Origin of the sequence: Bacillus sp. 205(2023) (assembly GCF_037027485.1) — a bacterium.
GTDB classification, from domain to species: domain Bacteria; phylum Bacillota; class Bacilli; order Bacillales; family Bacillaceae; genus Bacillus; species Bacillus halotolerans.
Genome location: NZ_JAXCHF010000008.1, coordinates 16,226 through 41,386 on the forward strand (window position 1 = coordinate 16,226; position 25,161 = coordinate 41,386).

At 38.6% G+C, this 25,161-nt stretch carries 14 protein-coding genes and 2 pseudogenes; 11 read left to right on the top strand and 5 right to left on the bottom strand.

Annotation, left to right across the window (positions count from 1 at the left end):
* Window positions 1-89: 89 nt before the first annotated feature.
* The 3 genes from srfP (at window position 90) to rlmD (ending at window position 5,939) form a co-directional block, all read left to right on the top strand.
* Entirely contained in the window at window positions 90-3,239 is a 3,150-nt protein-coding gene (gene srfP, locus WA325_RS17210; RefSeq protein WP_336183985.1) for a surfactin resistance protein SrfP, read from the top strand.
* Between the two features lie 152 nt (window positions 3,240-3,391).
* Window positions 3,392-4,303 (top strand): diacylglycerol kinase, encoded by a 912-nt coding sequence (locus tag WA325_RS17215; protein ID WP_010333270.1) that lies wholly within the window; start codon window positions 3,392-3,394, stop codon window positions 4,301-4,303.
* Window positions 4,304-4,559: 256 nt separating this feature from the next.
* On the top strand, window positions 4,560-5,939 hold the full coding sequence (gene rlmD, locus WA325_RS17220) for a 23S rRNA (uracil(1939)-C(5))-methyltransferase RlmD (protein ID WP_336183986.1): 1,380 nt from the start codon (window positions 4,560-4,562) through the stop codon (window positions 5,937-5,939).
* A 644-nt stretch (window positions 5,940-6,583) separates the two neighbouring features.
* Here the strand turns inward: rlmD and WA325_RS21490 are convergent.
* Window positions 6,584-6,841: a recombinase family protein gene (locus WA325_RS21490; protein WP_442895290.1), complete on the bottom strand. Its 258-nt coding sequence runs from the start codon at window positions 6,839-6,841 to the stop codon at window positions 6,584-6,586.
* 279 nt (window positions 6,842-7,120) lie between these two features.
* Window positions 7,121-7,201 (bottom strand): annotated as a pseudogene (locus tag WA325_RS21495) (hypothetical protein); the annotation flags it as partial.
* A gap of 233 nt (window positions 7,202-7,434) precedes the next feature.
* Between WA325_RS21495 and WA325_RS17225 the strand changes: the two are divergent.
* The 7 genes from WA325_RS17225 to brxL all read left to right on the top strand — a co-directional run bounded on the left by WA325_RS17225 (window position 7,435) and on the right by brxL (window position 20,688).
* On the top strand, window positions 7,435-7,671 hold the full coding sequence (locus WA325_RS17225) for a TIGR04540 family protein (protein ID WP_276736563.1): 237 nt from the start codon (window positions 7,435-7,437) through the stop codon (window positions 7,669-7,671).
* Window positions 7,672-7,708: 37 nt separating this feature from the next.
* On the top strand, window positions 7,709-8,299 hold the full coding sequence (locus WA325_RS17230; protein WP_336183987.1) for a DUF1819 family protein: 591 nt from the start codon (window positions 7,709-7,711) through the stop codon (window positions 8,297-8,299).
* An 11-nt stretch (window positions 8,300-8,310) separates the two neighbouring features.
* On the top strand, window positions 8,311-8,877 hold the full coding sequence (locus tag WA325_RS17235; RefSeq protein WP_326962660.1) for a DUF1788 domain-containing protein: 567 nt from the start codon (window positions 8,311-8,313) through the stop codon (window positions 8,875-8,877).
* Between the two features lie 19 nt (window positions 8,878-8,896).
* Window positions 8,897-12,481 carry a BREX system P-loop protein BrxC gene (gene brxC, locus WA325_RS17240; protein WP_336183988.1) on the top strand — a complete coding sequence of 1,195 codons (3,585 nt, stop codon included), beginning with the start codon at window positions 8,897-8,899 and terminating at the stop codon, window positions 12,479-12,481.
* Window positions 12,482-12,496: 15 nt separating this feature from the next.
* A complete protein-coding gene (gene pglX / locus WA325_RS17245; protein ID WP_336183989.1) occupies window positions 12,497-15,976 on the top strand; it encodes a BREX-1 system adenine-specific DNA-methyltransferase PglX in 3,480 nt (1,159 codons plus the stop codon).
* Between the two features lie 77 nt (window positions 15,977-16,053).
* The gene (gene pglZ / locus WA325_RS17250) at window positions 16,054-18,612 is read left to right on the top strand and encodes a BREX-1 system phosphatase PglZ type A (protein WP_336183990.1); all 2,559 of its coding nucleotides are present in this window, start codon (window positions 16,054-16,056) and stop codon (window positions 18,610-18,612) included.
* 18 nt (window positions 18,613-18,630) lie between these two features.
* Complete coding sequence (gene brxL / locus WA325_RS17255; RefSeq protein WP_336183991.1) at window positions 18,631-20,688, top strand: protease Lon-related BREX system protein BrxL; 2,058 nt, start codon at window positions 18,631-18,633, stop codon at window positions 20,686-20,688.
* A gap of 400 nt (window positions 20,689-21,088) precedes the next feature.
* Here brxL and WA325_RS17260 read toward each other — a convergent pair.
* The 3 genes and pseudogenes from WA325_RS17260 to WA325_RS17270 form a co-directional block, all read right to left on the bottom strand.
* Window positions 21,089-21,319: pseudogene (locus WA325_RS17260) on the bottom strand (TIGR01741 family protein); the annotation flags it as partial.
* An 84-nt stretch (window positions 21,320-21,403) separates the two neighbouring features.
* Complete coding sequence (locus WA325_RS17265) at window positions 21,404-21,883, bottom strand: antitoxin YezG family protein (RefSeq protein ID WP_044052995.1); 480 nt, start codon at window positions 21,881-21,883, stop codon at window positions 21,404-21,406.
* Window positions 21,884-21,887: 4 nt separating this feature from the next.
* The gene (locus WA325_RS17270) at window positions 21,888-23,894 is read right to left on the bottom strand and encodes a T7SS effector LXG polymorphic toxin (RefSeq protein ID WP_336183993.1); all 2,007 of its coding nucleotides are present in this window, start codon (window positions 23,892-23,894) and stop codon (window positions 21,888-21,890) included.
* A gap of 179 nt (window positions 23,895-24,073) precedes the next feature.
* Here WA325_RS17270 and WA325_RS17275 point away from each other — a divergent pair, with 179 nt between their 5' ends.
* Complete coding sequence (locus WA325_RS17275) at window positions 24,074-25,096, top strand: hypothetical protein (RefSeq protein ID WP_336183994.1); 1,023 nt, start codon at window positions 24,074-24,076, stop codon at window positions 25,094-25,096.
* The last annotated feature ends 65 nt before the right edge of the window (window positions 25,097-25,161 follow it).

A 25,161-nucleotide genomic window follows, 5' to 3' on the forward strand; every position in this document is an offset into this window, starting at 1 on the left:
TCTGGTATATGAGTTGACGATGTTGCGTTATACCGTTTAGTATTATATAGAATGACCAGTCAGTCAATAAAAACACAATGGAGGATATGATGAATCACGTTATTAATTTCGTTCTGAAAAACAAATTCGCCGTATGGCTGATGACGATTATTGTAACGGCAGCCGGCTTGTACGCGGGTATGAATATGAAGCAAGAATCCATTCCTGATGTAAACATGCCTTACCTGACAATCAGCACGACATATCCGGGAGCGACGCCTAGCCAAGTCGCTGATGAAGTAACGAAACCGGTTGAACAAGCGGTGCAGAACTTGGACGGCGTGAGCGTAGTTACGTCCACGTCCTATGAAAACGCATCGTCGGTTATGATTGAATATGATTATGAGAAAGATATGGACAAAGCGAAAACAGAAGCGGCTGAAGCATTAGAAAACGTCAGCCTGCCTGATGACGCGAAAGATCCTGAAATTTCCCGCTACAGCATGAATTCCTTCCCGATTCTGACGCTCAGCGTATCCAGCGATAAAGATAATCTTCAAGAGCTGACGAAAAAAGTGGAAGATGGCCTCGTACCGAAGCTTGAAGGAACAGAAGGAGTAGCTTCCGTCCAAGTGTCAGGCCAGCAGGTTGAAGAGGTTGAATTCTCTTTCAAAGAAGACAAAATGAAGGAATACAACCTTGATGAAGATACAGTCAAACAAGTGATTCAAGGTTCAGATGTAACAACTCCGCTTGGATTGTACACATTCGGCAAAGAAGAGAAATCAGTCGTCGTCAGCGGCGATATTGAAACCATTAAAGATTTGAAGAATATGAGAATTCCAACGGCATCTGCTTCTAGTGCAGGCAGCAGCGCCGCAGCAGCACAAAGTGCACAAGCGGCTCAAAGCGCGCAGGCGGGAGCACAGGCGCAGCAAAGTGTTAGCACAGACGTGCCGACGGTCAAGCTATCTGACATTGCAACGATTAAAGATGTCAAAAAAGCTGAATCAATTTCCCGCACAAATGGAAAAGACAGCATCGGCATCAACATCATCAAAGCAAACGATGCCAACACGGTAGAGGTTGCCGACAGTGTCAAAGATGAGCTGAAGCAATACAAAGAAGACCATAAAGGCTTCGAATACAGCGCAACCCTTGACATGGCAGAACCAATTACAGAATCAGTTGACACGATGTTAAGCAAAGCCATTTTCGGCGCTATCTTTGCGATTGTGATTATTCTCTTATTCTTAAGAGATATTAAATCAACATTAATTTCAATTGTTTCCATTCCGTTATCATTGCTGATCGCACTGCTTGTGCTGCAGCAGCTTGATATTACATTAAATATCATGACGCTCGGTGCAATGACCGTTGCCATCGGACGGGTTGTCGATGACTCCATCGTTGTTATCGAAAACATTTACCGCCGCATGAGACTGAAAGATGAACCGCTGCGCGGGAAAGCCTTGGTCCGTGAAGCAACGAAGGAAATGTTTAAACCGATCATGTCATCCACTATTGTGACAATCGCGGTATTCCTGCCGCTCGCATTGGTAGGCGGACAAATTGGTGAATTGTTTATTCCTTTCGCCTTAACGATTGTATTTGCGCTTGCCGCGTCCCTGTTGATTTCGATCACGCTCGTGCCAATGCTCGCGCACAGCCTGTTCAAAAAATCATTAACGGGAGCGCCGATCAAAGCGAAAGAACATAAACCTAGCAGACTGGCAGGCTTCTATAAAAAAGTTCTGAACTGGGCGCTGAGCCACAAGTGGATCACGTCTATCATCGCCGTTTTGATGCTGCTTGGAAGCTTGTTCCTCGTACCGTTAATTGGTGCCAGCTACCTTCCGTCAGAGGAAGAAAAAACGATGCAGATCACATACAGCCCTGAACCGGGTGAAACGAAAAAAGAAGCGGAAGATGAAGCTGAAAAAGCAGAAAAAATCCTGCTTGACCGCAAGCATGTCGATACGGTTCAGTATTCATTAGGCTCTGGCAGCCCGCTTGCCGGAGGCGATTCAAACGGCGCATTGTTCTACATCAAATATGACAGCGACACGCCGGATTTTGATAAAGAAAAAGACAACGTGCTGAAAGAAATCAAAAAGCAGTCTGACCGCGGAGAATGGAAGTCACAGGACTTCAGCTCTTCAGGCAATAACAATGAATTGACATACTATGTGTATGGCGATTCAGAAAATGACATTAAAGACACTGTCAAAGACATTGAGAAGGTCATGAAGGATGAAAAGGATCTGAAGAACGTAAACTCAGGCCTTTCCAGCACATATGATGAGTATACATTTGTCGCTGACCAAGAAAAGCTGGGCAAACTCGGTTTAACAGCTTCTCAAATTTCTAAGGCCTTAATGTCAGAGACAGCACAGGACCCACTCACAACCGTGAAAAAAGACGGCAAAGAGCTTGATGTGAACATTAAAACCGAAAAAGACGAGTATAAGAGTGTCAAAGATTTAGAGAACAAAAAGATCACATCAGCCACTGGCAAAGAAGTCAAAATTGGTGATGTGGCAAAAGTAAAAGAAGGCACAACATCTGATACGGTGTCTAAACGTGACGGAAAAGTGTATGCTGATGTCACTGGTGAAGTTGCATCAGATAACGTGACAGCTGTATCCGTTGATGTACAGAAGAAAATTGATAAGCTTGACATGCCTGACAACGTAACAATCGATACAGGCGGCGTTTCCGCAGATATCGCGGATTCCTTTACGAAGCTTGGATTAGCGATGCTAGCAGCGATTGCGATCGTCTACCTCGTGCTTGTGATTACATTCGGCGGAGCATTAGCGCCATTTGCCATTCTGTTCTCACTGCCGTTTACAATCATCGGTGCCCTGGTCGGACTTTACGTATCAGGTGAGACAATCAGTCTGAACGCGATGATCGGTATGCTGATGCTAATCGGTATCGTTGTTACAAACGCCATTGTCCTAATTGACCGCGTGATTCATAAGGAAGCGGAAGGACTGTCTACGAGAGAAGCGCTCTTAGAAGCCGGCTCCACACGACTCCGTCCGATCCTGATGACAGCCATCGCGACAATCGGCGCCTTGATTCCATTAGCTCTCGGCTTCGAAGGCGGAAGCCAGGTCATTTCAAAAGGACTCGGCGTAACGGTTATCGGCGGTTTAATCAGTTCGACGCTTCTGACTCTCTTGATCGTGCCAATCGTATACGAAGTATTGGCGAAGTTCCGCAAGAAAAAACCGGGAACGGAAGAAGAGTAAAAATGACAAAAAGCCTCAGCTATGCTGGGGCTTTTGTGCGTTTCCGTCTGTAAGATTATGTACATTTTGTTGCGATTTTTTTAACTCATAGTATAATTAAAGGTTGTTAGTGTAAAAATGGATCGGATACTCTTAAGTAGGATGATGAGATAATGAAACGTGCACGCATAATATACAATCCGACTTCGGGACGGGAGGTCTTTAAAAAGCATCTTGCCCAGGTCCTTCAAAAATTTGAACAAGCCGGCTATGAAACCTCCACCCATGCCACAACATGCGCGGGAGACGCAACGCACGCTGCAAAGGAAGCGGCATTGCGTGAGTTTGACCTGATCATTGCGGCAGGCGGAGACGGAACGATCAACGAGGTCGTCAACGGGCTTGCTCCACTAGACAATCGTCCGACACTCGGCGTGATTCCTGTCGGCACAACAAATGACTTCGCCAGAGCGCTCGGCATTCCGCGAGAGGATATTTTAAAAGCGGCTGATACAGTAATTAACGGTGTTGCCCGCCCGATCGACATCGGACAGGTCAACGGCCAGTATTTTATCAATATCGCCGGCGGAGGCCGCCTGACGGAGCTGACGTACGACGTCCCAAGCAAACTCAAAACGATGCTCGGCCAGCTTGCTTATTATTTAAAGGGTATGGAAATGCTGCCTTCACTTCGTCCGACAGAAGTCGAGATTGAATATGACGGCAAGCTGTTTCAAGGTGAAATCATGCTGTTTTTGGTCACGCTGACAAATTCCGTCGGCGGGTTCGAAAAACTCGCGCCGGATTCCAGCCTGAATGACGGCATGTTTGATTTGATGATATTAAAGAAAGCAAACCTTGCTGAATTTATCAGAGTCGCATCAATGGCGCTCCGCGGCGAACACATCAACGATCAGCACATTATTTATACAAAAGCGAACCGCGTGAAAGTCAATGTATCAGAAAAGATGCAGCTGAACCTGGACGGCGAGTACGGCGGCATGCTGCCGGGCGAATTCGTGAATCTGTACCGACACATTCACGTCGTCATGCCGAAAGAGAAAGCGGAACAGTTGGATGACTAATAACTTGGCTTTGTAAGCCAAGCTCAGAATGTTGACAAAATCCTAAAACAGTTTTCGTTTTAGGATTTTGTCATCTTTTCAGCGTGATTGAAAACCTTTGAAGTCTAGGAAGGACGAGCATCGGAGCACAGCGAATGTTGAATTCGTGAGCACCGAAGCACAGGCCTAACAACGAATGCGAAGGTTTGCCTACACGCTGAAACTTGGCTTTAATAGGCCAAGTTTTTCTTTCGCTTAAAACAAGAGGTGAACATACATGAAAATGAAACCCCCAGTAGAAAAAAATGAATACTACGACGTGACATTTGAAGATTTGACGCACGAAGGAGCGGGCGTCGCAAAGGTGCAGGGCTTCCCGATCTTCGTGCCGAACGCTCTGCCGGAAGAAAAAGCTCAAATCAAAGTGACACGCGTCAAAAAAGGCTTCGCCTTCGGCCGCCTGATTGAGCTGAAGGAAGAAAGCCCGCACAGGACCGACGCTCCATGCCCGATTTACAAGCAATGCGGCGGCTGCCAGCTTCAGCACATGACCTACGAAGGCCAGCTCTTGTTTAAACAAAAACAAGTCAAAGACGTCTTAGAACGGATCGGCAAGCTGGACCTGTCCAACGTCACCGTGCACCCGACACTCGGCATGGAAGACCCATGGAACTATAGAAACAAAGCACAGGTGCCGGTAGGAGAACGGGAAGGCGGGCTCGTCGCCGGATTCTATCAGCAAAGAAGCCATGACATCATCGACATGAGCGCCTGCCTGATCCAGCAATCTAAAAACGACGAAGCCGTTCAAGCCGTCAAAGACATTTGCGCCACATACGGTGTCAAAGCTTACAACGAAGAACGCCACAAAGGCTGGCTCCGCCATATCATGGTCAGATACGGCGTCGTTACGGGTGAAATGATGATCGTCTTCATCACAAAAACAAACGACTTCCCGCACAAAGCGAAGATCATCGAAGACATCACAGCGCAATTCCCGCACGTGAAATCTGTCGTGCAAAACATCAATCCGAACAAAACAAACGTCATTTTTGGCAACGAAACAAACGTCATCTGGGGCGAAGAATACATTTACGACCTCATCGGAGACGTCAAATTCGCCATCTCCGCCAGATCGTTCTATCAGGTCAACCCGGAGCAGACAAAAGTGCTCTACGACAAAGCGCTTGAGTACGCGGAACTGCAAGGCGAAGAAACCGTCATCGACGCCTACTGCGGCATCGGAACGATTTCTCTATTCTTGGCAAAGCAGGCGAAAAAAGTGTACGGTGTAGAGATTGTGCCGGAAGCGATTGAAGATGCCAAACGAAACGCTGAATTAAACGGCATCACAAACGCTGAGTTCGCGGTTGGCGAAGCGGAAACCGTGATTCCAAAATGGTATGAAGAAGGCATCACAGCCGATACGCTAGTCGTCGACCCGCCAAGAAAAGGCTGCGACGAAGCCCTCCTGCGGACGATTATAGAGATGAAACCGAAGCGGGTGGTGTATGTGTCCTGTAATCCTGGCACGCTTGCAAGAGACCTGCGGGTGCTTGAGGATGGCGGGTATGCGACGCGCGAAGTGCAGCCTGTGGATATGTTTCCGCATACGAATCATGTGGAGTGTGTGGCGTTGCTAAAATTAATTAAATAAGAAGCAGGTGGGTTCGAGAATCGATAAAAAATTCTCGGACTTCATCTGCTTTTATTTCAATTGTCTCAAGAAAGCGATGAATTATTTCTTGAGCTAATTCTTGAAATTCCATAAAAGCATCTAACTGTTGTTTAATTTCATCGAATGCTAGTTCATCGATATTGGTTTCAAGAGAAGACTTCAATTGATCGGTTTTAGAATTGATAATGTTCGTCTGGTCATTGATATCGCTGACACTCCAACATAATCTGCTTCGGATATTTTTTCGTCAATAAACAAACTGAGTGATTTCTTTTTTTTTGTTTGAGCGATCTAATTCCTTCTCAAATTTTCTAATTTGCTTTTCTGACTTCTTTTTCTGTTGATTAGATTGTTTTCAAGGATATGCAAAATTTCCTGATTGTCCAAATCGATGCTAGATGTTTTAAGTCATTGAGAATGAATAATTTTAAGTCAGCTTCTCTAATTAAATGATCCCACATGCCTTTACACCATGTTTATTGTAGTTTCCGCATATATAGGCACCTACTGTTCTATTTATAGTGCATTCTACGTCCACAATATTCACAGTAGGATGTATTTGTAAACAGAGGTATTTCTGCCTGAGGATGTGTTTTTTTACTCTTCATCAATTGCTGAACGGTTTAAAAATCGTTTTTCAATATAATTGCATCATGTGGATTGGGGACAATAATAAGCATTTCTAAGTAAACTTGATTTCGATTTTTATTTGTAAAACTTCTAGTCGTGGTCCGTCCATGAACTAAATCTCCGGTATAATGTGAATTTTTAAGAATTTTCCTAATGGAAGAGCCATGCCACTTATCACTAGCGTTTTTCTTTCCAGCTACTGCTACTTGTCCAGGTGTAGGGAATCCTTCTTCATATAATTCCCTTGCAATGTGATAATGTCCTTATCTGAAAGATAGTCCCTAAAGATATCTAACGATGTTTGTGTTTCATCAGAGCTTATCTGAAGTTTCCTTTCTAAATGTAACCATAAGGTGGATTGGATCTTTGAATAATCCCTTTTGTGCACCGCTCCTTAAGGTTGCTCCGACTCGTTCACTTTTACTTTGTGATTCCTGTTCATACATCCAGGCATAAATACCAAACATTTTCCTATTATCTTCTAATGTGTTTATGGCGTTATCTAAGGTAATGATATGGATCTTGCTTTGTTAAACAAGATCACGAATCTCATAGGATAGGCGACCATTACGTGCCAAATATGAAAGTTCTTTAGCCAGTATCAAGTCTAATTTCTTAGCTCTTACATCGGCTAATAATTGTTGTAACTGTGGGCGCTTTTCTGTCTTAGCTCATTCAGATTTTAATGATCTACTGTTTAGTACTAACGAAAAGGATATTTTCCCTATTAGTTGAGGGAAATGTTAAAATTTAAATAGTGAAACAAGCCTACTTTTTCGTTGAGTTCCAAATAGAATAAGACTAAAATAAGAATTAAGTAAGATTTATCTTAGAGGTGAAATCTGTGGAATTGAAGTTGTTCTACCGTACGCAGAGAGATTTAGCTGTTGATTTAAACAAGATAATTGATTCCTATTGGCGGGAAGAGATAAAAGAAAATGAGCTAATAGATGGAATTAAGAACTTATATGAAAATAATCGGGAAAAATTAATTAAGGACAATCAGTTTACAAAAGTAGTCCAGCAGCAATGTGGGAAAAGACGCTTGGCTGTGGTAGGAAAAGTATTGGATATTAAGTAGGAAATAAGTCTTGTCCGAAAGGTTTGGTTGCATGACAATGGATTTAGAATATTCTTCAAGTTTGAATGGGGCGTCCTTTTTACTTTTTGAGTTAAAACAGGTTGTAAAGTTGAAACAACAGGGCTTAGCCAAAGATGAAATAAGAAAACAAGTAAAAGAAGAAAATCTGTTTCAATTTAATAACCAAGGAAGAATCAATAGAGCACTGCCATCCGTTATGAAAAGGGCAGAAGTTATTGATGAAACGCTTGCTGCTTTATTGTTGGAAGGGTCTATTGAAACTGGGAAAATCCTTAATCTATATGCCATTATGAAGACTGATTTACTGTTCTTCGAGTTCATGGATGAGGTAATCGGGGAAAAGCTACATAATAATGATTACCTCATAGAGAAGAAGGACATTAATCTCTTCTTTTCTTCTAAAGCAGAGCAAAGTGAGAAGGTAGCTAGTTGGAGTGATATTAATGTTGAAAAGTTAAAACGTGCCTACATCCAAGTGTTGTATGAAGGCGGTATTTTAAGAAACAGGAAGAGTAAAGAACTAAATAAGCTAATTATTGATGAACCGATGAAAAATTATCTTACTCAAATAGGCGATTCTCGTTATGTACATGCTATGGGTGAGTAGGAGGTGACAGAATGAGTAATTTGAAAGCTAGGGCTGATAAAATTATTGATAAAATTAAAGAAGATAAATTTATCGAAGGTCGTGGTTTAGGCAACGAAATTAGTTTTTATGTGTTTGACTACGAACCGAATCAGGAGCTTTATATCAGAGATTACGTTAAAAGGATCAAAAGACAATTGAACTATGAAGGATCAAATCGAAGAGTAATCGAGTTTGATTTGTACAAGATGCTCATTGATATTACAAAGGAAAAAAGAATTTTTGATCGCATTTTTTTAATGGAAGAACGTCAAGGCAGAGAAGCATTGTTTAAAGCGATGACAACATTTGCTAAGCCTGAGGTGTTTCTAAATAAAATCAAGGAACAGGTGGATGACTATAATGTGATTTTTATCACAGGAATAGGGAAGGTTTACCCATTTGTTCGGTCTCACAATATCTTAAATAATTTGCAAGAAGTTTTGGACAATATACCTGTAATCATGTTTTTTCCAGGTAAATATGATGGTCAGTCATTAAAATTGTTTGGAAAGTTTAAGGATGATAACTATTACCGAGCATTCCGATTAGTCGATTAATGAATCAGGGGGAATTTAGATGATTATTAAAGATATGTTTCAAAAAGACATTGAACGTGATATTCGTGGGGTCATTAAAGTAGCTCAACAAGATGAAGGTAATATTTATCAGGAATTGGACGAGTATGTTGTTACCCGTGAACTGCAAAAACACCTTTCTAAGTTTTATGAGAACTATCAAAAAGGGATTAATGGCGTAACAGATAAGATGGGTGTATGGATTTCTGGATTCTTTGGTTCCGGTAAATCACACTTTCTAAAAATCCTTGCTTACTTGCTTGAAAATAAGAAGGTAAAAGGTAAGCAAGCAATTGATTTCTTTCAAGAAAAAGTACAAGACCCTCTTGTATATGCGAATATGCAAAGAACGGCTGATGTGGGAACAGAAGTCATTCTGTTCAACATAGATTCAAAAGGTTCACTTGATAACAAATCAAAAGAAGATGCAATTCTCCGTGTCTTTATGAAGGTTTTTTATGAGCATCGTGGTTATTACGGAGATATACCCGGTGTTGCAGAGATGGAGAAGTATCTGGATAAACATGGAGTCTATGAGGCATTTAAAGCCGAATTTAAGTTATTAGCTGGTGAATCGTGGGAAGAACGTCGTAATAGTTTTTACTTTGATGCGGATTTTGTCATTGGTGCTTTAACGAAAGTAACTGATATGACGGAAGAGTCTGCTCGAAATTGGTTTGAGAACGGTGTAAATAATTTCGAAATCAGTATTGAAAAGTTTGCGAAAGACGTAAATGAGTACATCAATAGTAAGGGGGAAAACTTCCACCTTATCTTTCTAGTGGATGAGATAGGCCAATACATTGGTGATAACCGTAGTTTGATGCTGAACCTGCAGACAGTTGCTGAAGATCTTGGAACCCATTGTAAGGGTAAGGTTTGGATTATGGTTACTTCCCAAGAAAGTATTGATAGCATAATCAAAGTCAAAGGTGATGACTTCTCTCGTATCCAGGGGCGATTTGATACAAGACTTTCTCTTTCATCCATCTCGGTGGATGAAGTTATCAAAAAACGTATCCTATTGAAAAAAGATTTTGCTAATGACAAATTGAAGGTTCTCTATCCTGAAAAAAGTGCTATTTTAAAGAACTTAATAAGTTTCCGAGAAAGCACAGCGGATTTACGTGGTTACGACAATGAGCAGGAATTTGCAGATGTTTACCCTTTTATCCCGTACCAATTCAAGTTATTACAAAACGTATTCGAACAAGTGCGTAAACACGGCTCCTCTGGTAAACATTTATCAGAAGGGGAACGATCTATGTTATCGGCATTTAAAGAGGCTGGACTTCATTATAAAAATGCTGAGGAAGGTACGCTTATTCCTTTCTATGCCTTCTATGATACAATAAAAGAATTTCTGAATCCATCCATTTCAAGAGTAATTGAGGGTGCATATGAAAATCCTGCTTTAAAAGATGATGACTTTAACATTGATCTTTTAAAGGTTCTGTTCATGATTAAATATGTAAAAGAACTTCCAGCAAATCTCGATAATATTGCTACTCTAATGGTTACACATATTGATGAGGATAAGTTACAGCTTAAAGAGAAAATTAAAGTTTCTTTACGTAAGCTAATATCCCAAACGTTGGTACAGAAAAATGGGGATAATTTTATCTTTTTAACAGATGATGAACAAGACATCAATAGGGAAATCAAATCCCTTAATATTGATGAAGACATCGTTAAGCGGGAGTTAGCAAACTACATCTTCCAAGACCTATATGATGAAAAGCGTTTCCGTTACAGCAGTGAATACTCATTTACCTACAATCAAAAAATGGATGAGAAAAATTATGGAAATCAGACATCCAATATAGGAATGCAAATTCTTTCTCCTTTATCAGACCATTACCATAAGTCCGAGCAAGAATTAATGATGATGACTTCGGGTAACGGGGAAATGATCATTAAACTTGGTGGTAATGAGGCCTATATCGAGGAAATCGGAGAAGCGTTGCGTATTGAGGAATTTCGTAAGAAAACGAATATTACGCAACTTCCTGAAAATATCCAAAATATCTTAAATAATAAACAAGTAGAAGTTCGTGAACGTCGAAGAAGGGGTCGTGAGCTTTTGGATGAAGCGATTAAGGACAGTGCTTTCTTTATTAATGGTGATAAAGTAGAGATAAAAGGGTCAACTGTTCGTGAGAAAGTTAATGCTGCCTTCACAATGCTAGTCGATAATGTTTATACAAAACTCAGTTATATAAAGGAACATTTAGATAATGAGAGAGCCTTAATTTCAATCCTTGCTTCAAATGATGAACAATTGTCTTTTGAAGAAACTTTGAAGGTGAATCCAAATGAGTTGGCTAAGCGGGAAGTGTCTGATTTTATCAGTTTACAAGACGACTTGAAAAAGCAGGTGCGAATTAAGATTTTATTCGACCGTTTCGGAGACAAGCCGTATGGTTGGAAGACGCTTGATATAGCAGGCATAATTGCACAATTATTAAAAGAACAACGTATTCGAATTCGGTATAATGCAGAATACTTGGAACCTGAAGATAATGTTAATACACTTGTAACGATTTTTACAAAGACACAAGAAGCCGACAAAGCCATTGTGTTGAAGCGGGTGAAAGTTGACGAAAAACTAATTAAAACAGCTAAAAGCATTTGTAAAGATGTTTTCAATAAAACAGATTTAGCTGATGATGAAGATGGACTATTGAAGGACATTCGACTACTTGTTGAAAAACAGATAGACGAAATCAAGGGGTATAAAGTCCGTTATGAAGATAGAAAGTATCCTGGCATGAGTTTGCTCGATAAAGGATTAGAATACTTTGAGCAGTTCCAAAACGGCTTAGACAATGTATCTTATTTCAATAAGTTGAAGGAACTAGAAGAGGATTTACTTGATTGGGAAGAGGATATTGTCTATGTCAAAAGTTTCTTCGGAACTGATCAAAAAAAGATCTTTGATGATGGATTGGCAGCCATAAGAAAATATGATGAAAGTAAATCCTATTTGATAGGTGCAGAGGTAGAAGGAGTTATTAACAAGCTCCAGTCCATACTTCAGGATCCTATACCTTACAAAAGAATTAAGGACATTCCAGAACTAATTCATGCAATGGATGAACAAATATATATTGTCCTTAATGAGAAGCGAGAAAACGCTCATAAAAAATTAAAAGATGATAGTGATTACTTATCATTGTTGACATCACAATATGGTGTATCGAATGAAACGAAAGAAAGAGTAAATCACTACTATCAAGAACTTAATGCTAATGTAGATACTTTTACAGATATTTATAAAGTTGATGCAACAGTTTCCCAAAGTACTAGCTTCAAGGAAAAAATGGAAGGGTACATTGAGCGAGAGATTGCAGAATGGAGACGTAAAAAAGAAGAAGAGGAAAGAAATCGTCCTAATGGTGAAGTAGCTGATCCTCCATTATCGCCTGTAACTCCAGTTATTCATAAGTATCCAGTAAAAGTAACAAAATTAGTCAATGTAAGAACACTAACCTCAGAAGATGATGTTGATAAGTACATCAATGCCTTATCCAGCAAGTTAAAACAGATAATTAAAGAAAATAAACAAATTGAGTTTGAAGATTAATTGAGGTGTATGTAAATGAATAAATCTGCACTCAAGACTTTTGCTACGAATGCACGCAGAGAGTTACTAAAAAAAGTCGAAGCAAGGGCTATGAAGATAGGAGTTACAGAAAATAACATAAAAAAAGCCGAAATTGAAAGCTCAGATGCCATCTTTATTGATGGCAGGTGGCTTTTAAAGGAAGAAAAGATTCAAAGAGATAGATTAATTGATCGCATTAACCAAATTGGATTCAACCGTGTGATGGAGGAAGTTGCTTATACGTGGTTTAACCGTTTCACTGCTTTACGCTTTATGGAGGTAAATGATTATTTACCAACAAAAGTAAGGGTGCTTTCATCTACAAATGCAGATAGCACTGAGCCAGACATGATGAAAGAAGCACTATCCTTAGATTTAGATTTGAATAAGGAATATATCTATAAGCTAAAAATGAACAATAACTCAGAGGAATTATTCAAATACCTTATTATCAAGCATTGTAATGACCTGAATCGCTTTTTACCATTTATGTTTGAAACAATTGATGACTATAAAGAAATATTATTTCCAGAAGGATTGTTATCTAAGGACTCCTTTATTCGCCAAATGATAGATACGGAGAAAATCCCAGAAGATAGCTGGCGAAAGGTAGAAATAATTGGTTGGTTATACCAATACTACATCGTTGAAGAGAAGGATCGTGTAATTCAAGCTAAAAAGAAATATAAAACAGAGGAAATACCATTTGCTACACAATTATTTACACCTGACTGGATAGTACGTTATATGGTACAGAATTCATTAGGTCGGTACTGGATTGAGTCGCATAAAGAACACCAAGATCTTTTAGGTAATTGGGAATTCTACCTTGATAATCGAAATCCTGAACCGGATTTTGAGGAAAAACTAGCTCTCTATATTAATAAAGAATTAAATGTAGAGGATATTAAGTGTTTTGATCCTGCAATGGGTAGTGGACATATTCTTGTTTATCTGTTTGATGTTTTATATGAAATATATAGTAAATGTGGCTATATGGAAAGGGAAATTCCAAGATTAATTCTTGAAAACAATCTCTACGGATTAGACATAGATGACCGAGCGTATCAACTTGCTTGTTTTTCAGTTGTAATGAAAGCAGTAGAATACAATAGTCGATTCTTTAGGAGTATTGAAAGAGAAGGATTATCAATGAACTTAGCATCAATCCAAGAATCTAACTCGATTGATGATGAATATACTGCTTATATTGCAGGTGAAAAAAATGGTAAGGCTTTTGAAATGGTGCATGATTTTATTCAGTATTTCAAAAATGCAAAAACCTTTGGCTCACTGATAAAAGTTGGTACATGTGATTTTGAATTTCTAAAACAAAGATTAAAAAGTCTACAGGATAAACCTGCGAGGGATCTTTTTGAAGAAGAAGTAAGAATAAGAGCTATTGAGCTTTTACCAAGACTTATTAAACAGGCTGAGATTATGACCGAGTCTTATGATGTACTAATTACAAATCCGCCCTATATGGGGAGTAGATATATGACCCCTGATTTATCACAGTTTTTAAAGAATAATTATACTGCTTATACAGATTTATTTTCTGTATTTATTGAGTATTCCTTTGAAAAAGTAAAACCGATAGGGCATATTGGTTTAATAACACCATTTGTTTGGATGTTCCTATCCGCTTATGAAGATATAAGAAAGAGGATTGTTGCTGAGAAGAATATCAGTTCTTTAGTTCAACTTGAATACAATGCGTTTGAGGTCGCTGTAGTCCCAGTTTGTACATTTACTTTAAGAAACTACCAATTAGATATAAATGGTGAGTATATAAGGCTATCTGATTTTACGGGTGTTGAAAATCAACCGATAAAAACTTTGGAAGCTGTTAAAGATGAAGGGGTACATTATAGATTTTCTCAAAAAAATGATTTCTATAAGATGATACCTGGTCAACCAATTGCTTATTGGATTTCACAAGAGTTAGGAGAAACTTTTGTAAAGGAAAATAAACTTCTTGAATATATTGATGTAACTGGTTCCCAAAACATTACCGCAGATAATAATAAATTTCTAAGAAAGTTATGGGAAGTTAATTCTCAGGATGTAAATAGTAAATGGAGTTTTTATATAAAGGGAGGAAATTATCGGAAATGGTATGGGAATATAGATTATGTAGTGGATTGGTCGGAAGAAGCAAGGAACTTTTATAAAAATAATAAGACATCGAATCTTTTGAACGAGAAGTATTGGTTTAGGAATGGTTTAACATATAATGGTATTTCTAATCGTGGATTTTCCGTTAGGATTGCAAGAGATGGAATATATGATAAAAAAGGGCCAACTTTTCATGTGTTAGAGGATAAAATAAGCGAAAATTATATTATTGCCCTTTTGAATACAAAAGTCATCAATTATATTATGGATCTTTATAATCCTACAATGAGTTATCAAATGAAAGATGTTAATAATCTCCCTGTTATACTAACCAAAAGTGAAGATCTAACCAATAGGGTTGAAGAATTGGCAGAAATGAATATATCCATATCAAAGATGGATTGGGATTCTAATGAAACTTCTTGGAATTTTAAGAAACATCCATTTTTATATTCCAATTGTGTTGAGGATTCCATAGAAGGTGCTTATTCAAATTGGGAAAGGTACACAAATGATCAATTTCACCTTTTAAAAGAAAACGAAACCGAATTAAATAAGATTTTCATTGAACTATATGGGCTAAGTCATGAATTAAGTCCGGAAGTGGATGAGGAAGATGTTACTATTAAAAAAACAGATAGAGTTGGGGCAATAAAAACGTTTATTTCATATATTGTGGGGTGCATGTTAGGTAGATATTCATTGGATGAAGAAGGCCTAATTTATGCAGGTGGAGAATTTGATATAAACAAATATTCAACATTTAAGGCAAATAGGGATAATATTCTCCCAATTCTTCCGGGATCCTATTTTAAAGATGATATTGTTTCTCGCCTAGTTGATTTTGTTAGAATAAAATTTGGTGCGGAAGAACTTAACAAGAATCTTGATTTTATAGCAGATACTTTTGGCAGAAAGAAAGGCGAAACAGCAAAAGATACGTTGCGTCGTTATTTCATAAATGACTTTTTCAAAGACCATGTTCAAATTTATAATAAGAGACCAATTTATTGGTTGTTTACATCCGGTAAGGAAAAGGCCTTTAACTGCCTTATCTACATGCACCGTTATGATAAATCCACCTTATCTCGTATTAGGACAGACTATTTACATGAGTATCAGATTCGTTTAGATGCTGAAAAGAAAGACTTACTTAATATCATTGAAGGGGATTCTACAGCAAAGGAAATAAGTAATGCCAAGAAAGAGTTAAAATCCCTTGATAAGAAGATTGAAGAGCTAAAAGCGTATGATGCCTTGTTACACCATATGGCAGATATGCAGATTGAAATAGATTTAGATGATGGGGTTAAAGTTAATTATGAAAAATTTAAAGGACTTGTCGCAAAAATATAATTAACTTCATGAGGATACATCGGCGTTTTGCTGATGTATCTTTCCACTATAATGATAATAGAAGGTAGGTGAAGGGAATGAACATAAATCAAATTGAGGCTGCGTTATCAGATATATTCAATGAGCCACTAAAAGATGGGGAACAACGGAAGATTGTGTTTTGGGTGGACAAGGATAAGGAGTTTGCTGAGGACATTGAACGTCTTACCGTTGATAAAGTAAAGGTTCATACGCTTACGGACCGTAACCAGTTTCAGACGAAATATTTGCTTGAAGAAGAAGATCCTATGTCTTCTTACTTGATTTATACAAATATGGAATTAGGTGTTGAAGATAACTGGTTAACTGATACAGTTTTTTATTCGAAAACTTTCTATGCAGATAGAATTTCACTTATTCTAAGTGAGTTGAATATAGATCCATCGCTTCGAGCGGTAATTAAAAAATATGAACGTTTCTTTAATAATAAGGAACGTTTTAGAAAGTTTTCGGCATTAAATATAGAAACATATTCAGAAGGAATAATTGAACTTTCAATCATGAGTGTTTTATGTAACGTTAGAACACCCGATTTTGAAGAGGTTTTAAAAGCTGTATTAATGGATACTCTGGATGACAATGAGAATAAATACCTTTCCCTTCTGGAGAAGTTTTTTGATATTGACGTGTTCTGGAATTTTGTTTCTAATCACTATGGTTATGAACGGGAGAAGAAAAGTCTTAAAACATTGTTCATCCATCTAGTAGTAACGGCATTCAGTCAATCAATTGGAGAAGAAAATCTAAATGAGCTTAGTGATTTTATATCCAATCGAAATAAAACGAATGCAGTTGTGTTTATTGACCATTGGATGCACCATAAGACTGACTATGTGGTATTTGATGAATACGCAGAAATAACTGAGCAGGAAATTCAACTTTCGAATATCATTAATCATCTTCCTGTTGAAACATTTAAACAAGCGGATACTTTTTCATATCTCGATCGAGCAATCATCATTTTCATAGCTAATGGATTGGTTACACAGCTTGAGGATTATGAAGAATACACGAAACTCATTAAATTGAGAAGAGCTAAGCATTACTATGATAAATTTGCTTCCCTATATGAGGCACTTTACTATACCGTTAAAATTCATGAGTTTTATAAAGAACATCGTCAAGGTATCCCACAAGGACGGGCTATTGATTTGTTTCAAGCATATGTAGATGAATATCATTCAATGGATACATATTACCGTAAGTTTTATGTGGCTTATGATGAAGAAAGTAATCATGATCTATTGAAAAAGTTAAAAATGCTGGTAGAAAATCTATATACAAATTGGTATATGGGTGAGTTGAGTGCCCATTGGTCCCAAGCGGTTGAGTCCGAAATGACACAGGAATGGTCATTACCCGGTATAAAAAATCAGCAAGACTTTTATTCTTCATTCATTGATTCTAAAGTTAGAAATGGGGAGCGGGTTTTTGTTATTGTTTCGGATGCGATGCGTTATGAAATCGGCGTTGAGCTAGCCGATCGTCTTAATACCGAGACAATGGGTGTTTGTGATGTGGAAACATTACTAGGCGTAGTGCCCTCTATTACAAAACTTGGAATGCCATCACTCCTACCACACAAAGAAATAGACATAGATACAAATGCAAGGGTATTTGCTGATGGGAAAGATTCTTCTGGTTTGGAAAAACGGAAAAAGATTATTGAATCAAGGGTGGCTGAAAGCATTGCTGTTCATTTTCAAGATGTACTAGCAATGAATAAAGCAGGAAGAAGAGAAACCTTTAAGGGTAAAAAACTCATATACATCTATCACGATACGATTGATGCAATGGGAGATAAGGCTTCAACAGAAGTTTATACATTTAATGCTGTTGAAACTTCATTAAACCAATTGTATGACTTAGTTAAAATTATTCGGGATGATTTGAGTGGAACAAATGTGTTTATTACTGCCGATCATGGTTTCCTTTACCAAAGGGATGAATTAGAAGAAAGTGATAAGATTGGACAAGATTCAATAGATAGTATTGAAGTTAAACGTCGCTATATACTTTCAAAGGATCAGCGTGAAGTATCAGGACAATTAGCTATCAACCTGTCATCCATAATAAAAAATGAGCAGCAATTAACAGCATATTTGCCAAAGGCAACACTCAGATACAAAATGCAAGGCTCAGGTATTAATTTTGTTCATGGTGGTGCAAGTCTGCAAGAGATTGTCGTCCCACTCTTATTGTTTAAAAACAAACGTACTGGACAAAAAGGTGCCAAGGTAATTAAAAAAGTTGATATTAAACTTACAAATACAACCCGTAAGATAACAAATAGCATTTTTAATCTTGAATTTTTCCAAACCGAAAAGGTGGAAGACAAGACAACCCCTCGAACAGTTGTCATCTATATGGCTGATGAGAAGGGAAATGTAATATCTAACGAGGAAACGATTATAGGAGATCGCCCCTTTGATAATCCTGCTGATCGGACTTTCAAAATAAGGTTTGTATTAAAGAGCATTCCTTATGATCGAAATAAAACATATTATTTAACCATAAAGGATACTGAGACAGGTGTTGTAGTGGAAAAAATACCATTTAACATCAACTTGGGTATTATTAGCGACTTCGATTTTTAATAGGGAGGTGGACCGTGAGTGAAAGAAAGAGCGAATGAAGGAATAACTGTTGATTTAGATAAAAAGTTGAATGACGTTTTTGCTGGAAGAGTTGTACGTAAAGATTTAACGACCCTTATTAAAGAGGGAGCGAACGTTCCAGTATACGTGCTCGAGTATTTACTAGGGATGTATGCTGCAACTGACGATGAGGACAGTATTCGTGAAGGCCTTGAACGGGTGAAGAAAATTCTATCTGAAAACTTTGTTCGTCCTGATGAGGCGGAAAAGATAAAATCACGCATTCGGGAATATGGCCAATACTCCGTTATTGACAAGGTAACAGTTGCATTAAATCCCAAAATTGATACTTATGAAGCTGAGTTTTCAAACCTTGGTTTAAAAGGTGTTCCCATTTCATCCATGTATGTGAAAGAGTTTGATAAGCTCCTTGTCGGTGGTATATGGTGTATGGTCAAAGTTGATTATTTTTATGATGAAGAGGTTCGAAACTCAAATCCCTTTAATGTTAGTAGCTTACAACCAATTCAAATGCCAAATATGGACATTCAAGAGGTATTTGATGGGAGAAAGAGCTTCACAAAAGATGAATGGATTGATGTCTTAATTCGTTCAGTAGGAATGGAACCAACTCAACTAGAAGAGCGGGTAAAGTGGCATTTGTTACTGCGGTTGGTTCCTCTTGTGGAAAATAATTACAATATGTGTGAACTGGGGCCTCGTGGTACAGGAAAATCTCATGTGTATAAGGAGTTATCACCAAATTCGATTCTCGTCTCGGGTGGTCAAACAACCGTAGCAAATCTATTTTATAATATGTCTACAAGAAAAGTAGGTCTTGTCGGGATGTGGGATTGTGTTACTTTTGATGAGGTTGCGGGTATCCGTTTTAAAGATAAAGACGGCATTCAAATTATGAAGGATTACATGGCTTCAGGTTCTTTTGCTAGAGGTAAAGAAGAAAAGAATGCTTCTGCTTCCATGGTATTTGTCGGCAATATCAATCAAAGTGTGGACACACTAATTAAAACATCACACTTGTTTGCACCATTCCCTGAAGAAATGGCAAATGATTCGGCATTCTTTGATCGGATGCACTATTACCTTCCTGGTTGGGAGATTCCGAAAATGCGACCTGACATTATCACTGAAAAATATGGATTTATTGTTGATTATCTTGCAGAATTTTTTCGTGAAATGCGTAAACGTACATTCAGTGATGCAATTAATCGCTATTTCAAGTTAGGTAATAATTTAAACCAGCGTGATACGAATGCGATAAAGAGAACTGTTTCTGGAATGTTAAAGCTCCTTTATCCACATGGAGATTTTACAAAAAAAGATTTAAGTGAGGTACTGGAGTATGCACTTGAAGGCCGTCGACGTGTTAAGGAACAGTTAAAGAAAATTGGTGGAATGGAGTTTTATGATGTAATGTTTTCTTATATTGATAAGGAAACGTTAGAGGAACATTACGTATCAGTCCCAGAACAAGGTGGAGGTAAACTAATTCCAGAAGGCATGGGGAAACCAGGACATGTTTACGTTGCTGGACATAGCCATTCTGGAATGATTGGCATTTATAAGCTCGAAAATCAAGTTGTTAGTGGAACCGGTAAATTTGATAAATCAGGTGTTGGTTCAAACCGTGATGCAAAGGAAAGCCTTGATACAGCATTTCGTTTCTTTACAGCTAATAGTAAGAGTATTAGTAATACGATTAGTACGAAAACAAAAGACTATCTCATGCATATAAGTGATCTGCAAGGAATTGGCCTAACGGATGAGTTAGCGATTGCTGAATTAATTGGTCTTTGCTCAGGAGCGTTGGGAAAGCCAACGCAGGAGAGTTTAGTCGTTATTGGTAATATGACAGTCGGAGGGACTATTTCCAAAGTTGAGGGATTTGCAAATACTTTACAAGTATGTGTAGATGCTGGGGCCAAGAAAGTGTTAATACCTGCAGCATCGGTTATGGACTTGCAGACAGTTCCACCAGATTTATTGGTAAAAGTGCAGCCAGTTTTTTATTCTGATCCGATAGATGCGATATTTAAGGCTTTAGGTGTGAGCTAGATTAAAGAAATAACAAAAAACAAGGAATTCTGTTTTGAGTTCCTTGTTTTAACTTCGGGTAATATTTTAATAATTAGAAAATATTTAATTTCTTCTGTAAAGAAGTTTGGGCACAAAGGAAATAGATATAACTTTGATAAAACCGCCAACTCTATCAAATACTTCTGTTCTTCTATAGTAAGATCCATAGACCTAGCTACAGCAAGGTACTTCAAGAAACATTAGGTGATAGGATTGGCGATAAGGACTATAATCAATTTTTTGCGTCTTCAATACTTCAAATGCATAAAAAAGTTTTCTTCTCACGCTTTTTATATATTTATTCGAATTTAAAGCAATTATTTGAACTTTGTGAGGAATTAAGAGTCAACATAAAAATAATAATGATCAGGTTTACATTAAGGATCTTCCTTAAAGTTTTGAAGATATCTTTACTTACGTTGTATTGGGTAGGTATATCTTGTGAATAAATAAGTTGATGTTTTTCTGGTGTCTTGAAGTGAAAGGGAACCATAGTAGAGTCATCTAATACTTCTGCATAAAGATAAATTTTTGTCCATTCACAAGGTATGATGTCATTTAATTTCTGTCCAATAAGCTGATACAAATCTTGCATTTTTTTAGTTTCCAATCTTTTTACCTCAGTCGTCGAGAAATCCTCCTAGTTATAAAAAATAGCCCAGCAGTGAAGAGCTGAACTATTTTTGACCATTGCTTATTCTTCTTCCGAATTGAGATAGTGTTCCAAGAACTCCCTGTTTTTCTTACCAGTAGGAGCCAAACCTAAATGTTTATATTCCCAAACTATTTGACGTTGAGTACCGTTTAGTTCTGAAGCAATAACATCATCATAATTATAGTCAATTGAAAACTTTCCGGTATGCTCTAGCTTGAGTGTAAGGTTAGTCCAGACGTCTGAGTTATTCGCTTTCCATTCATTTCTTAGTTCATCAAATAAATCTTGTAGTTCGATTAACAGGTCATCATAAATTTGTTCACTTACTTGATAATGTTCCGGAATGTCATGCGAATAAATGAACTCTTCACTATTTTTTGTATTAAAGAAAAAGTATACTTCTCTAGAATCGTCTAAAATCTCTGCGTATAGAGCAACTTTATTCCATTCCGCTGGAATCATTTCATTAATTTGTTCTGCTATTTTTTGATATAATTGGCCCATTTTTTCTGTCTCCATAATATCAACCTCCTGCTTGGTTTCTTATTGTCATATTTTTATATCTGCCATCACCAACTTTATACTTTACTTTAAATAAAGTTGGTCTCAATGAATCGCCTTGATAAACATTTTCTATTTGCACACTAACTGTTTCGGGAGGTTCTTCTTTAAGAGCTTTTGCCCACTCCTGCTCCATCTCATACCATTTCCCACCGCTCCTATTAATCTGAGAATTCATCGGCACGATATTGTCGAACTGGCCTGAGCCTTTGAATTGGGTGGCGATTAAATGGCCTCCGTCGTCATCTGTCAGCCGGTCAGGTTTACCTGCTTTAGACTGTGCATATTGGTTACGTTTTGCTTCTCCCATCTGCAAGTCGGCTTTGACACTTGTAATTCTACCATAGTTGTCAGTGGTGTACGTGTAGCCTTCTTTTGTTTTATAGACAACATTCGGTTTCAGCACTTTCTTTCTGCTCCATTTTGCATAATGCTCGCCGTATTTGACGGTTACTGGCGGCACAACTGGCGCTGGTGTTCGTCTTCCGCTTGATGACGTTCCGTACGGTTTCGGCAGGATGACCTTGGCGAATTTTTGCAGTCCCTCTTTAAGTGTGACCCCGTTTACTGCGTTGTAAGGGACGCCTGCCGGCACTAAGTCATGACGGGGATGATACGGGAGAATATCCGCAAGTGTGAGATCTCCGATTTGATTTAACTTGGTTTTGACGCGTTTTTTTGAAACTTCAATGCCTGTGTTTACCTTTTGTTTGATCTGATCAACGGTTGGTTTTGAGACCGTTATGGCTTTTTGTGCTGTGGCTGATTTGCTTGCTACTGTTTTGACTTTGGTCGTCACTTTGGTAGCTGTGCCTGTTTTGGAGACGGCTCCTACGCCTTTTGTGCCGACAACTGATGTGACAACAGTGCCAACCGCATATGACACCCATCTGGCTCTTGAGTAGATGTCACCATTCACCATGTCTTTTTGGTACGATTCTTCGATTGCTGCTGAAATGGCTTCATACGTTTTGATCGGGTGAGCCACCGCTCCTGTAATGGCTTCAACGGTTCCGCCCGGATCTGTGACCATATCCCACAGACCTGTGACCGCGTCTTTTCCTGAATCGTAAAGGCCGACGGCAACCCCTTTGAAGCCCGCTTCAAACTCACGCGTGTTTTCAATTTGGGTGAAGTATCTCTGTTGTTCTGCTGTCAGATTTTCATAGCCGATCGTTTTTGCCATTTCGTAGAATTCATCGGCATCTGCATAATCGTAGTTTTTCAGTCTTTCTTTTAATTTCTCAATCTCGCGTTCCTTCGCTTCCTCTTTCTTAATTTTCAAGTAAGCATCCGTTCGCTTTTCAATGTCGCCTTTTTTCTTATGTATGTCACTCTCACGGTACGCTTTGGCGTTGTAGTGGATGGGTGTGGCGTTTTTGCCTTTGCCTGTTGCTTCTTGGAGCTTTTGGAAATCGGACTTGATGAATTGTTCGTTTGGTTCTGACAAGGCGTATTCTGTATTCAGGTCTTCGTCTAAGGCGTCCAATTTTTCCAGTGTTTTTTTGCGTTTGTCATTGGCATCAGCCAGCTCGTCTTTGAAGGTTTCTGTTGAAAACAGGTCGAGCGGGAGGATGTCGTTGATATCGTTCAGGATGTCTTTCATGGCTTTTTTCTGTTCGGACATGATGGATTTCGATTTTTTGTGGGCGTTTGCCAGCTCATGTTCCAGAAAGGATTCTTCGATGTATGCGTCAGAGAGGGCTTTATCCTCGACGGCTCCGGCGATGCTGTTGAAAAATGCGATTTTCATGTCGATGTAGTCGATCCATTGGTCGGTGACGCCGACGTGGTCGTGATAGAAGGCTTTGATGTTGCTGGCGCCTTTTCCTGAGAATTCGCTGTCACCAAGATCGGCGACGCTTTTTAATGCTTTTCTCAAGTTTAACATTTGCGTTCTTAGTTCTTTGTACTCTTTTGCACGGTCTGTCGCTTCCGAAAGCAGTGTTTTCGCTTCAAATACTTTCATGACCATTTCCCTTCTTTTGTTCACTCAATATCAAAATTTTACCACGGCGCGGGATGAGAATGGCTGTGAGAACATGTTTTGATGGAAAAATGAGTCATTTGGCATGTGTCTTTATTCATGGAGGGATTGTGTAAACATAGTCGAAATGATTATTGATGGACAGGTAAAGGAGCATTTTGATGAAGAAAAAACGCATTACATTCGGTTTATTAGGGTTTATGATATGCATCATCCTGTTTGCTCTGTATATTCAGTTACATAATAAAAGCAATATTCCTGTCAAAACTTCCACCATTCATCCCGAAGAAGACCGCATCTTTTTTATCTATTCCAACCCTCTCATAAAAGAGAGTACGCTGCTTTCCACCTCAACAGGCGAACGGTTTAACAGGCGCACGTTCAAGGTGGCGGATGTGCCTTATATTCAAACGAAATCTCCCGCATCAACAGACATTGTATTATTAGCGGAACACGAGTCTTTTTATTACACGCTGGAGAAAGATGCCATAAAAAAGCATCCGCTACCAAATCCATTTTCGTTCTGGTATGAGGGGAAGGATGTTTCTGTTAAGGCCTATAATGTTGATACGACGGGGAATGACATCCATATAAATGACAAAAAAACGAAAAAGGAATATAGCCTCACCTTGCCTTCACTTGTCACGATGGGGGCGAGTGACGAGAATAATATTTATGTCATTCAAGGCATGGCTATTTACGTGATCGACAGAAACACAGAGGAAATCATAGAAACCCTGAGCTTAGCCTCATACGCTGATAAATTCGCAGACTCGGAGGAATTTATTGTCGCGAGCTCGCAGCATGAACTGACTGTGATTGAAAAAGGGACATGGAAGACGAAGTATATTTCTTATCCTGATGATCTTGAATATGCTGATACCGTGTACTATGACAAAGAGAGCGGCAGTTTTTACGTTACGTATCAAGACAAAGAGGGGAAAGCTCACTTGCTGGAATATGGGAAGGATTTTTCTTTTCATACATACGACTTGACATTCCCTTATATGGAGGGGAAGTTTAAGGGGAATCAACTGTATGTTGTTGCCCAGGAAGAGCATAAAAAGGGCATTGGCGGATATGTGGGTGTGTTTGATATTCGATCTAAGAAGAAGCTTTATCAGTTTGATTTGCCTGAGGAACAAGTGAAGGTTCAGGATTTTGTGGTGGTGTACGATCGGTGAAAACGTATAGGAAATAAGTGACACGGGACCCTTCCATGGGGTCCTTTTTAGCGGAGAAAAACAAA

Coding starts and splice junctions, on each gene's coding strand:
- srfP (WP_336183985.1), top strand. CDS start 90: ATGAATCACGTTATTAATTTCGTTCTGAAAAACAAATTCGCCGTATGG.
- WA325_RS17215 (WP_010333270.1), top strand. CDS start 3,392: ATGAAACGTGCACGCATAATATACAATCCGACTTCGGGACGGGAGGTC.
- rlmD (WP_336183986.1), top strand. CDS start 4,560: ATGAAAATGAAACCCCCAGTAGAAAAAAATGAATACTACGACGTGACA.
- WA325_RS17230 (WP_336183987.1), top strand. CDS start 7,709: ATGGATTTAGAATATTCTTCAAGTTTGAATGGGGCGTCCTTTTTACTT.
- WA325_RS17235 (WP_326962660.1), top strand. CDS start 8,311: ATGAGTAATTTGAAAGCTAGGGCTGATAAAATTATTGATAAAATTAAA.
- brxC (WP_336183988.1), top strand. CDS start 8,897: ATGATTATTAAAGATATGTTTCAAAAAGACATTGAACGTGATATTCGT.
- pglX (WP_336183989.1), top strand. CDS start 12,497: ATGAATAAATCTGCACTCAAGACTTTTGCTACGAATGCACGCAGAGAG.
- pglZ (WP_336183990.1), top strand. CDS start 16,054: ATGAACATAAATCAAATTGAGGCTGCGTTATCAGATATATTCAATGAG.
- WA325_RS17265 (WP_044052995.1), bottom strand. CDS start 21,883: ATGGAGACAGAAAAAATGGGCCAATTATATCAAAAAATAGCAGAACAA.
- WA325_RS17270 (WP_336183993.1), bottom strand. CDS start 23,894: ATGAAAGTATTTGAAGCGAAAACACTGCTTTCGGAAGCGACAGACCGT.
- WA325_RS17275 (WP_336183994.1), top strand. CDS start 24,074: ATGAAGAAAAAACGCATTACATTCGGTTTATTAGGGTTTATGATATGC.